At 70.2% G+C, this 10970-nt stretch carries 9 protein-coding genes and 3 tRNA genes; 6 read left to right on the top strand and 6 right to left on the bottom strand.

Annotation, left to right across the window (positions count from 1 at the left end):
* Positions 1-37 precede the first annotated feature (37 nt).
* The gene (locus tag NQ706_RS12690; protein ID WP_167539871.1) at positions 38-1981 is read right to left on the bottom strand and encodes an ABC transporter ATP-binding protein; all 1944 of its coding nucleotides are present in this window, start codon (positions 1979-1981) and stop codon (positions 38-40) included.
* 110 nt (positions 1982-2091) lie between these two features.
* On the bottom strand, positions 2092-3831 hold the full coding sequence (locus NQ706_RS12695) for an ABC transporter ATP-binding protein (RefSeq protein ID WP_038569371.1): 1740 nt from the start codon (positions 3829-3831) through the stop codon (positions 2092-2094).
* Positions 3832-3923: 92 nt separating this feature from the next.
* Between NQ706_RS12695 and NQ706_RS12700 the strand changes: the two genes are divergently transcribed.
* Together NQ706_RS12700 and NQ706_RS12705 are read left to right on the top strand one after the other, a co-directional pair.
* Positions 3924-5135: an MFS transporter gene (locus NQ706_RS12700; protein ID WP_038569374.1), complete on the top strand. Its 1212-nt coding sequence runs from the start codon at positions 3924-3926 to the stop codon at positions 5133-5135.
* Between the two features lie 58 nt (positions 5136-5193).
* A complete protein-coding gene (locus NQ706_RS12705) occupies positions 5194-5820 on the top strand; it encodes a hypothetical protein (protein ID WP_038569376.1) in 627 nt (208 codons plus the stop codon).
* Here the strand turns inward: NQ706_RS12705 and NQ706_RS12710 are convergent.
* Positions 5758-6216 carry a hypothetical protein gene (locus NQ706_RS12710; protein ID WP_150112790.1) on the bottom strand — a complete coding sequence of 153 codons (459 nt, stop codon included), beginning with the start codon at positions 6214-6216 and terminating at the stop codon, positions 5758-5760. The two genes, NQ706_RS12705 and NQ706_RS12710, sit on opposite strands and share 63 nt — an antisense overlap.
* A gap of 211 nt (positions 6217-6427) precedes the next feature.
* Positions 6428-7249: a siderophore-interacting protein gene (locus NQ706_RS12715; RefSeq protein ID WP_051806457.1), complete on the bottom strand. Its 822-nt coding sequence runs from the start codon at positions 7247-7249 to the stop codon at positions 6428-6430.
* Between the two features lie 266 nt (positions 7250-7515).
* On the opposite strand from NQ706_RS12715, the gene NQ706_RS12720 reads away from it, so the two are divergent.
* From NQ706_RS12720 to NQ706_RS12735, 4 genes are all read left to right on the top strand, one after another.
* Entirely contained in the window at positions 7516-8562 is a 1047-nt protein-coding gene (locus NQ706_RS12720; RefSeq protein WP_038569382.1) for a PHP domain-containing protein, read from the top strand.
* 167 nt (positions 8563-8729) lie between these two features.
* Positions 8730-8805: transfer RNA gene (locus NQ706_RS12725), tRNA-Glu, on the top strand.
* Positions 8806-8827: 22 nt separating this feature from the next.
* Positions 8828-8904: transfer RNA gene (locus NQ706_RS12730), tRNA-Asp, on the top strand.
* 13 nt (positions 8905-8917) lie between these two features.
* Positions 8918-8990 (top strand) — tRNA-Phe (locus tag NQ706_RS12735).
* A gap of 173 nt (positions 8991-9163) precedes the next feature.
* Here NQ706_RS12735 and NQ706_RS12740 read toward each other — a convergent pair.
* Together NQ706_RS12740 and NQ706_RS12745 are read right to left on the bottom strand one after the other, a co-directional pair.
* The gene (locus NQ706_RS12740) at positions 9164-10471 is read right to left on the bottom strand and encodes an aspartate aminotransferase family protein (protein WP_038569384.1); all 1308 of its coding nucleotides are present in this window, start codon (positions 10469-10471) and stop codon (positions 9164-9166) included.
* 159 nt (positions 10472-10630) lie between these two features.
* Positions 10631-10756 (bottom strand): hypothetical protein, encoded by a 126-nt coding sequence (locus NQ706_RS12745; protein WP_404361031.1) that lies wholly within the window; start codon positions 10754-10756, stop codon positions 10631-10633.
* Between the last annotated feature and the right edge of the window lie 214 nt (positions 10757-10970).

The following is a 10970-nucleotide window of genomic DNA, read 5'->3' on the forward strand; positions in this document are numbered from 1 at the left end:
GCATGCGGACGACGACGCCGGAATCATCCGGCTCCCGTCAGGCCGGTCGCACGTCCGCTGCCTTCCCCTCGTCCGTGTCGGTCTGCGCCGCCCCGGCGAACTGTGCCTCGTACAACCGCCAGTAGGCGCCGCGCGCGGCGAGCAGATCGTCGTGCGAGCCCTGTTCGACGATGTCGCCGTTCTCCATGACGAGAATGATGTCGGCGTCACGGATCGTCGACAGTCGGTGGGCGATGACGAAGCTCGTGCGATCCTGACGCAGCGCCGCCATTGCCTGCTGGAGCGTCGCCTCCGTGCGCGTATCGACCGATGACGTCGCCTCGTCGAGGATGAGGATGTCGGGCCGCGCGAGGAAGGCGCGCGCGATGGTGATGAGCTGACGCTCACCCGTCGAGATGGAGCCGCCCTCGTCGTCGATGATCGTGTCATAGCCGTCGGGCAGTGAGTGCACGAACCGGTCGACGAACGTCGCGCGAGCGGCTTCGAGCAGTTCGTCGTCGCTCGCGTCGAGCCGCCCGTAGCGCAGGTTGTCGGCGATCGTGCCCCGGAACAGCCAACTGTCCTGCAGCACCATCCCGAAGTGGGAGCGCAACTCCTCGCGTGGCACGTCACGCACGTCGACCCCGTCGACGAGGATGCGACCCGCATCGACGTCGTAGAAGCGCATGACGAGGTTGACGAGCGTCGTCTTGCCCGCACCCGTCGGCCCGACGATGGCGACCGTCTGGCCGGGCTCGATCCGCAGGTCGAGGCCCGTGATGAGCGGCGCGTCAGGGTGGTAACCGAAGCGCACGTCATCGAAGACGACCTCTCCGCGCAGCGGCGTCGGCAGGTGCGCGTTCTCGCCGGCACCGCGCCCGCGGGCGTCGCGCGACTCCTCCGGCGCGTCGAGCACCTCGAACACGCGCTCGGCGCTCGCGACGCCGGACTGCAGCAGGTTGATCATCGACGCGATCTGCGTGACGGGCTGCGTGAACTGGCGCGAGTACTGGATGAACACGGTGACGTCACCGAGCGTCATCTGCCCCGACGCGACGCGCACGCCGCCGATGACGCAGATCGCGACGTACTGCAGGTTGCCGACGAACATCATGATCGGCATCATCAGCCCCGACAGGAACTGCGCGCGGCGCGAGACCTCCGTCAAGGAGGCGTTCGTCGACGCGAACGCCGCCTCCACCTGCGGCCCGCGCCCGAAGACCTTGACGAGCTCGTGCGCCGTGAACGCCTCCTCGATCTGCCCGTTGAGCGTGCCCGTGTGCGCCCACTGGGCCACGTACTGCCCCTGCGAACGCTTCATGATCTGCCCGGCGACGAGCATGACGAGGGGAATGGTCAGCAGTGCGACGATCGTCAGCTGCCACGAGACCGTCAGCATCATGACGACGACGCCGAGCACCGTGCAGATCGACACGAGCAGCTGACCCGCCGACTGCTGCATCGACTGCCCGACGTTGTCGATGTCGTTCGTCACGCGCGAGAGCAGCTCGCCGCGCGGGCGCGAGTCGACATAGGCCAGCGGCACCCGCTGCAGCTTGGCGTCGACGTCGGCGCGCAGTTTCTCCACCGTCCGTTGCACGACGGTGTTGAGCAGACGCGCCTGCACGACCTGCAGCAGCGATGCGACGACGTAGAGCGCGACGACGGTGAGCAGGATCGTCGCGACACGGTCGAAGTCGATGCCCGAGCCCGGCACGAGGTCCATCGCCGCGACCATGTCGGCCATCTTCGACTGCCCCGACGCGCGCAGCGCCGCCACGGCCTGTGCCTTCGTCGAGCCCAGGGGCAGATGCATGCTCACCGAGCCCGCGAACACTGCGTCGACGGCCTTGCCGAGCACCTTCGGCGCGACGACGTTCATGACCACGGCGGTGACGCTGAGCGCCAGTACCGCGATGACGCGCAGCCGATGCGGTTTCAGCAGCCCGATGAGGCGGCGCGCGGATGCGCCGAAGTTCAGCGACTTCTCCGCGGGCGCCATCGCCGCGCCATGACCCCCGCGACGCGGCCCTCCGGCCGGCGGGCCCGGCGGGCGAGTGCCCGAGCCGGGCGATGCGGCCGATGCGGCGGGCCCCGACGGCTGACGGCGGCTCACGCCGCTCCCTCCTGACGTCCGAGCTGCGAATCGACCACCTCGCGGTACGGCGCGCACGTGGCGAGCAGTTCCTCGTGCGTGCCCATGCCGACGGCCGCGCCGTCCTCGAGGACGATGATGAGGTCGGCGTCGGTGATCGTCGAGACGCGCTGGGCGACGATGAGCACCGTCGCGTCCTTCACCTGCGGCGCGAGCGCGGCACGCAGCCGCCTGTCGGTCGCGAGGTCGAGTGCGCTGAACGAGTCGTCGAACAGGTAGATGCGGGGCTTCGCGACGAGCGCCCGAGCGATGCACAATCGCTGCCGTTGGCCACCGGAGACGTTGCTACCGCCCTGCTCGATGACGGCGTCGAGGCCGCCGTCCATTCTCTCGACGAAGTCACGCGCCTGTGCCGTCTCGAGCACGGACCACAGCTCGTCGTCGGTGGCGTCGGGTTTGCCGTAGCGAAGGTTCGACGCGACGGTGCCGGAGAACAGATAGGCGTGCTGCGGGACGAGGCCGATGCTGCCCCACAGCGCCTGCGGGTCGAGTTCGCGCACGTCGACGCCGTCGATGCGCACCGCGCCGGCCGACACGTCGAACAGTCGCGCGACGAGGCCGAGCACCGTCGACTTGCCCGAACCGGTCGAGCCGATGAGCGCGACGCGTTGGCCGGGGCGGGCGGTGAACGACAGGTCGCGCACGACAGGTTCGTCGGCGCCCGGATAGCGCATCTCGGCGTGCTCGAGTTCGACGACGCCGCGCACCCCACCGTCGGGCAGGATCGGTGACGCAGGCTCGACCACGCTCGAGCACGTGTCCAGTACCGCCGTGATGCGCTCGGCAGCCACTGCGGCACGCGGAATCATGACGAGCATGAACGTGGCCATCATGATGGCCATGAGGATCTGCATGAGATAGCTCATGTACGCCGACAGCGCGCCGATCTGCAGGTCGCCGTCACCGACGCGGTGGCCGCCGAACCACCAGACGGCGACCGTCGAGAGGTTCATGACGAGGAACACCGTCGGAAACATGAAGGCCATGAGGTTGCCGACGCGGATCTGCGCGTTCGCGAGCGCCGAGTTGGCGGCGCCGAAACGCTGCAACTCGTGCGGTTCCCGGACGAACGCACGCACGACGCGGATGCCCGACAGGTGCTCGCGCATGACCCGGTTGACGCCGTCGAGCCGCTTCTGAACCGTGCGGAACCCGGGCACCATGCGCGAGACGATGAGACCGATCGCGACGGCCAGCACCGGCACGGCGACGACCATGAGCCACGACAACCCGACGTCCTGGTGCAGCGCCATCATGACGCCGCCCACCATCATGATCGGCGCCGTCACCATGAGGTTGGCGCCCATGAGAACGAGCATCTGCACCTGCTGCACGTCGTTCGTCGAGCGCGTGATGAGCGACGGCGCGCCGAACTCGGCGACCTCGCGCGAGCTGAAGCGCTGGACGGCGCCGAAGACGCGGGCCCGCATGTCGCGTCCGGCGTTCATCGCGATGCGGGCCGAGAACCAGGCCGCGCAGATCGCGGCGCACACCTGGACGAGGCTGACGAGCAGCATCCAGCCGCCGGTGCGCCAGATGTAACCGGTGTCGGCTCGTACGACGCCGTGGTCGACGATGTCGGCGTTGAGGTTCGGCAGATACAGCGACGCGGCGACGCTGACGAGTTGCGCGGCGACGAGCCCGAGCAGCAACCGACGATGGGGCGCCAGCGCCTGACGCACGAGTGAGACGAGCACCTGCTCAGCCTAGGTGCGCCAGGACCGACAACCCCGCCAGGTAGCGGTTGTCGGCGGTTTCGGCGCCCTCACGGCGCCGGTAGCATGGGCGGGTGAGTCACGTCGGGTATTCAGGGTTGTTCGGGCTCACGGGCCGTTGGTACGTCGTCGTCGCGTTCATCGCGCGCCTGCCACTGGCTATGTCGCAACTCGGCACGCTGCTGCTCGTCGCGACGACGACCGACTCCTACACCCACGCCGGCATCTGCGCGGGAGCGCTGGCGGTGTGCAACGCCATCGGTTCGCCCTGGTTCGGTTCCCTCACCGACCGGCTCGGCCAGACGCGCATCCTTCTCGTGCAGTGCCTCGGCGGCGCGGCGGGCCTCGTCGGTGTCGTCGCCACCCGCTACTTCGACGCCCCTTGGTGGCTGACGGCCGTCGTCGCGGCGCTCGCCGGGTTCGCGCTGCCGCAGATCGGTCAGCTCGCCCGCGTGCGCTGGCGTCCCATCATCGGATCGCACGGCGCTGATGGGCGGCTCGTCACGACCGCATTCTCCTACGAGGGAGCCGCGGACGAGGCGTCGTTCGTCGTCGGCCCGATGCTCGTCGGCGCGTTCGCGGCCTTGTTCGGAACGTGGGCGCCGCTGCTCGCCGCCGCGGCGCTGCTGCTGTGGTTCGGTCTGCAGTTTGCACGTCACCCCAGCGCGTCCCTGGTGTCGCCGGCCCCGACGGGCTCGTCGCGCATACCGGTGTGGAGCGCCGCGTTCACCGTCCTGTTCGTCGCGCAGTTCCTCATCGGCAACCTGTTCGGCTCGATCCAGACCGGTACGACGATGATGACGCGCGCCGCCGGCCACGCCGAGAGCGCCGGGTTGTTCCACGCGCTGCTCGGCATCGGTTCCGTCAGCGCCGGCCTCGCGTTGGGCCGCGTGCGCCGCACCCCGGATCACGCGCGCCGGCTGCTCCTCTTCGCGACGGCCATGTGGGTGCTGTCGCTGCCGTTGCTCGCCGTCGACGGGCTGTGGGGGCTCGCAGGTGAGCTCGTCATCCTCGGCTTCGCGATCGCGCCGTACATGATCACGACGTTCACGCTCGGCGAACTCATCACCGATCGCGGGCGCCTCGCGACGGCCATGACGTTCCTCGCCGGCGCGACAGGCCTCGGCTACGCCAGCGGAGCGGGCATCGCCGGACGCCTCGTCGACGCCCACGGCGCGACGGCCGCGTTCGCCGTCACGCTGACTGCGACAAGCGTCGCCCTCGGCCTCGCCGTCGCGGCGCGCGGTTTGTTGCGGCGCGCGCAAGCGCGCGCTGCGCAGGTGTGACCAGCCGACGTCGCCGACGTGGTGGTGCCGCGTCAGCGCCTCTCGCTAGGCTGATGTCATGCCTCGTTTCACGCTTCCCGCTCTCGACTCCCCGGCCGCGCAGGCCGCCATCTCCGCCGCGACGGCGGCCGCCACGACGCTGGTGCGTCCCGCGCGCTTCCCGCGCTGGGTGCGACGCGGCGTCGCGATGTCGTCGACGCTGACGAGCGTCGGCATGGCGATGGCGGGCGAGCGCCGTCCCGCGAGTTCCCGCCTGGCCGACTCGAACAAGGCGATCAACGTCGTCGACGGGCGCGCCACATCGTCGTCGATGAGCGACCTGGCCGCCGCCGCGACGGCCGGCATGGGCCTCGTGACGTCCGGGCTCGCGCTGCGCATAGACAAGAACGTCGAGAAGATGCTGCTCAAGCGCGGCGTGCGCCACCCGCGTCTGTGGATGGCTGTCGGAGCTGCGGCGATCAGCCTCGTCGGGCCGTACGTGACGAAGCAGATCCAGGCGTCCACGGCCCGTCTGCAGGAGAAGGCGCTGCCGAGGGAGACGCTCGAGTCGACGCTCAGCGACCCGCTCGGCACGAAGCAGAAGTCGTCTGCGCCGGCCGGTCAGATCGAGTCCGCGAACACCTCACGCCCCTCGGCCGGAGACGACGACGAGCGCGGCGAGAGCGACGAGCACACCGACCACTGAGAACACACGCGCGACGTCGGCACAGGCCGTCGCGGCACTTCGGGCGGCACCCGCTTCGGCGAGGTGCTGCCCGAAGCTCTTCTGCCACCGCGTCATCTTCGGCGCGCCCAGCGACGTGAACGGCAGGTAGCCGAGGACGACCGCGATCGCCGCCGCATCCCCGACCCAGCGCGCCGCTCCCCCGGCACGCACACCGAACCAGGCGCCCGTCAGTGTTGCGACGGCGGCGAGGAACGCCGAGCCGTGCCACAGCAGCGCGGCCCGTCGGCCGCTGCGCGCGTCGGGGCCGAGCCGCGTCGCCATCCACGTGACGACGGACGTCCGCACCGAACGACGCGTCAGCAGGACGAGGGCCGCAGCAGCGACGACGAGCAGCAGGAGCATCCAGGACTTCACCGCGGCATTGTCTCGCGTTTCGCCGCGACCGCGCCGCGTCGTTGTCGTCGCGGACCTCGGCGTCGATCGCGCCGAGGCGATCAGTGATGCGGGGCCGAGCGCCCGGCCATCAGTGCGGCCTCGAAGAATGTGGACGAAAATCGCCGATGGGGACGCCGTTCGCCGTTGGGGACGAGAATCGCCGATGGGTGCAGGGGGCGAGGCACGGGGGTCAGGCGCGGTCTTGTTCCTGCTCCATCTGCTGCACGAACTCGCGCTTGCTCGACTGCCACGCGTCCTCGTCGTGGCCGGGGCGCCAGTATCCGGAGATCGACGCGTGCGCGCGAGCGACGCTCTTCTCGACGATGAGCAACCGGCGCATCTCCTTGATCATCTCCGCGTTGCCGTGCACGAACACGCGCAGCCCGTCGGGGGCATCACCGTCGCGCAGGCCCGGCACGTCGGCTGCGGCGACGACGTCGACGAGCCCGCCGCCGTGGCTGCGCGTCTCGTCCCGGTGCACCCAGACGAGGTTCATGTGCGGCAGTGCGCGCACCGGAGGGTGCACGCTCGCGTCGGCCACCTCGAGCACGACGGTGCACGCGGCGTCCTGCGGCAGCGCGTCGAGCGCCGCGGCGATCGCGGGGTAGGCCGATTCGTCGCCGACGAAGAGGTGATGAGCGGCCTCCGACTCGGGCGCCCACGCGCCGCCGGGGCCGAGGAAGCCGATGACGTCGCCCGCTCGCGCCGCAGTCGCCCACGGCCCTGCGAGGCCGGTGTCACCGTGCACGACGAAGTCGATCGCCAAAGTTCCGGCCGCGTGGTCGATCGCCCGGATCGTGTAGGTGCGCGTCACCGGCCACTCCTCACGAGGGCGCTCGGCGCGGATCTGTTCGGGGTCGAACGGCGCTGCGTAGTCGGCCCCGCGCGGCGGGAAGAGGAGCTTGACGTAGGCGTCCGTCAACGGTTTCGGCTCGAGGGCGCGCAGCCCGTCCCCGCTGAAGTGGACGCGCACGAGGTCGCGGGTCAGCCGCTCGGTCCGCTCGACTCTCACGTGGGTGGGCGTTCGACGCGGGCGGGCCGGCGCTTCTTCGGCGTTCGTCACGATGTCCTCGTCTCGTCGGGGCTCCTCGGCGCCGCAGTGGCACCTCGCCGCGATCCTGATCGGCCATTTCCAGTGGCACCCACGAAGGAACGACACCGAGGCGACGCAGTCGAGCCAACCCCAAACTAAGGCTCACCTAAGCTATGGGCAAATCAGGGTCCTTGGGCAAGGCGGAGGCCCTGGGCAAGTCCGGGCGATGTTCGTACAGTGACCACATGACCGGTGCTCCCACGCCTCGCGAAGCGCTCGACCGCATCGCCTTCCTGCTCGAACGTCGCCGCGCGGGTACATACCGCGTCAAGGCGTTCCGTGGCGCCTCGCGCGCGATTGCCGCGCTCGACGAGGAGACGTTGCGCGCGCAGGCCGCCGACGGCTCCCTCGCGGACGTTTCCGGCATCGGCAAGACGACGCTCGCCGTCATCACCGAGGCACTCGACGGCCGCGTCCCGAGCTACCTCGACCAGCTGGAGGAATCGAGCCCCGAGTACCTCGTCGAGGGCGCGCAGCGCGTCATGGCCGCCGTCAAGGGCGACTGCCACACCCACTCGCACTGGAGCGACGGCGGCTCACCGATCGACGAGATGGTCATGGCAGCGATCTCCCTCGGGCGCGAGTACATCGTGCAGACCGACCACTCCCCCTCGCTGCGCGTCGCCAACGGGCTGAGTGCCGAGCGGCTGACGAAGCAGCTCGGCGTCATCGACGCGATGAACTCGGCCCTCGGGGCGACGGGCACCCCGTTCGTCCTGCTCAAGGGCATCGAGGTCGACATCAAGGAGGACGGCTCCCTCGACCAGCGCGCCGACATGCTCGACCGCCTCGACGTGCGGGTCGCGTCGGTTCACTCCAAGCTGCGTTCGGGCCCGGCCGCCATGACGAAACGCATGCTCGGCGCCATCGAGAACCCCCACACGACGATTCTCGGGCACTGCACCGGCCGCCTCGTCGACGGCGAACGCGGCGTCCGCCCACCGTCGACGTTCGATTCCAAGGCCGTGTTCGCTGCATGCGCCGAGCACCGCGTCGCCGTCGAGATCAATGCGCGCCCCGAACGCTGCGACCCGCCCGACCATCTCATCCGCGAGGCGATCGACGCCGGCTGCTACTTCTCCCTCGACTCCGACGCGCACGCGCCCGGCCAGCTCGACTTCCTCCAGTACGGCGCCGCGCGCATCGAGGAGCTCGGGGTGCCGCTCGAGCGCGTCATCACGACGTGGGACGTCGAGCGGGTGCGTGCGTTCGCGCGCAAGGAGATCGCCTGAGAAGCGCCTCGACGCCGTCCGGGCCCGGCAGCGCGCCGCACGCCATGCCGCCGGAATCCCCGCTATTCCGGGCGTTTTGCGTTGCCCGGCGAACGTGTACTAAAGTTACGCAAGTTCCAGCGGGGCAAACACCGGAAGGTGAGCGGCTCGCGGGAATGATTTGTGTAGTCCCCATCGTCTAGCGGCCTAGGACACTGCCCTTTCACGGCAGCGGCACGGGTTCGAATCCCGTTGGGGATACCACGCACAGATCGGCCTTTCACGAGGCCCCGTAGCGCAGTTGGTTAGCGCGCCGCCTTGTCACGGCGGAGGTCGCGGGTTCGAGTCCCGTCGGGGTCGCCATCCCTTTCCCAAGGGCCAGATAGCTCAGTTGGTAGAGCGAGCGACTGAAAATCGCTAGGTCGGCGGTTCGACCCCGTCTCTGGCCACGCTCCACCGAGAAAGCCCCCGAGATTCGTCTCGGGGGCTTTTTCGTGTTCTGCATGCCTTCCGGTTCGAGGCGCGTTCCGCGCCGTGGCACCCCCGACGTTGCACCGGGTGCGACGCTGCCTCGTTCGACAGCGTCGCACCCGGTCGATCGCCCACCGACGGCGCGTCGTCGTCAGCTCGCGGAGAGCGCTTCGTCGAGGATCGTCAGGGCCGCACGGACGTCGTCGTCGCTGACGTTGCACGGCGGCACGACGTGCAGCCGGTTCGCGGCGGCGATGACGAGCAGGCCGTTCTTCTTGCTCGCGGCCGCGACGGCGGCGGCGCGCTCGACGTCGGGCGTGCGCGCGGCGTCCTTGACGAGTTCGAGCGCCCAGAACACCCCGACGCCACGCGCCTGGCCGACCGCGTCGTGCTTCTCGGCGAGCGCCTGCAGACCGGGGCCGAGCACGTCGGAACCGATGCGGGCGGCGTTCTCGACGATGCCCTCGTCCTGCATCGCCGCGATCGTCGCGACGCCTGCGGCGCACGCGAGCGGGTGGCCGGAGTAGGTGAGGCCGCCGGGGTAGGCACGCTCGTCGAAGTGGTGGGCGATCTCGTCGCTCAGCACGACGCCGCCGAGCGGCACGTACCCCGAGTTGACGCCCTTGGCGAACGTGATGAGGTCGGGCACGACATTCGCGTGCTGGTGCGCGAACCAGGCACCGGTGCGGCCGAAGCCGGCCATGACCTCGTCGGCGATGAAGATGATGCCGTACTTCGTGCAGATCTGGCGCACGCCCTCGAGGTAGCCCGGCGGCGGCGGGATGATGCCGGCCGAACCGATGACGGGCTCGAGGATGAGAGCGGCGAACGCGTCTGAGCCCTCGGAGGTGATGGTGTGCTCGAGGTGCGTCAGCGCACGCTCGCACTCCTCGTCCTCGCTCGTCGCCCAGAACTCGCTGCGGTAGAGGAACGGACCGAAGAAGTGGACGACCTCGCTCGCGCCCTTGTCGTTGGCGAAGCGGCGCGCCTCACCGGTGAGGTGGATCGACTGCGCCGTCGCGCCGTGGTAGCTGCGGTAGGCGGCGAGCAGCTTGCGACGGCCCGTCACCTCGCGAGCCATGCGGACGGCATGCTCGTTCGCCTCGGTACCACCGTTGGTGAAGAACACCTTGTTGAGCGTGTCGGGCAGCAAGTCGCTGATCATCTTCGCCAGCTGCGAGCGCTGGTCGTTGGCGTTGCTCGGCCCGATCGTGCACAGCGTCTCGGCCTGCGTCTTGATCGCCTCGACGACGCGCGGGTGCTGGTGGCCGACGTTCGTGTAGACGAGCTGACCGGTGAAGTCGAGGTACTCGTTGCCGTCGCCGTCCCACAGGCGGGAGCCGGACGTCTTCGTCACGACCATCGGCTTCAGCGCGGCCTGCGCCGACCACGAATGGAAGACGTGGGCCCGGTCGAGTGCGTATGTTTCGTCGGGGGTCAAAGTCTTCGGTTCACTCATGGAGCCACTCTGGGGGTTCGCACGCCCACGCGCCAACCCCGTCTCAGGGCGCGGGAGACGCGCCGTGGCGCGACAGAAGTACCGGGGCAGGTGTGGTGTCGCTGGTGGGTTGCGGCCGGTGCGCCCCGACGACGCGCGCAGGTCCGGCCGGCTGACGCCTCACCCAGGCTGGTCGGCGAGTGCGACCCAGCGCTGCCCACACTCGTCGAGGTCGGCCGAACCGCCCGTCAGACTCGCGAGCTCGCTCTCGAGCGCTGCGCGGTCGGCCTCCGTGACGGCGAGCACCAGACGCGCCGTTCCTGAGGCCGCGCCCTGGGCGTAGTCGACGCCCTCGACGTGCCGCCCGGCGGCTCGCAGGGCGTTCTCGACGCGGCCCCCCGCGGCGGGGGGGGCGGGGGGCGCCCCCCCCGGGGGGGCGGCGGAGGCCGCGCCCCCCCCCCCCGGCCGCGCGGCGCGCCCAACCGCGCCGGAGGGCCCCCCCCGCCCGCCCGGGCCGCGC

The organism is Dermacoccus sp. BD5 (genome assembly GCF_044878485.1).
GTDB lineage: Bacteria > Actinomycetota > Actinomycetes > Actinomycetales > Dermatophilaceae > Dermacoccus > Dermacoccus nishinomiyaensis.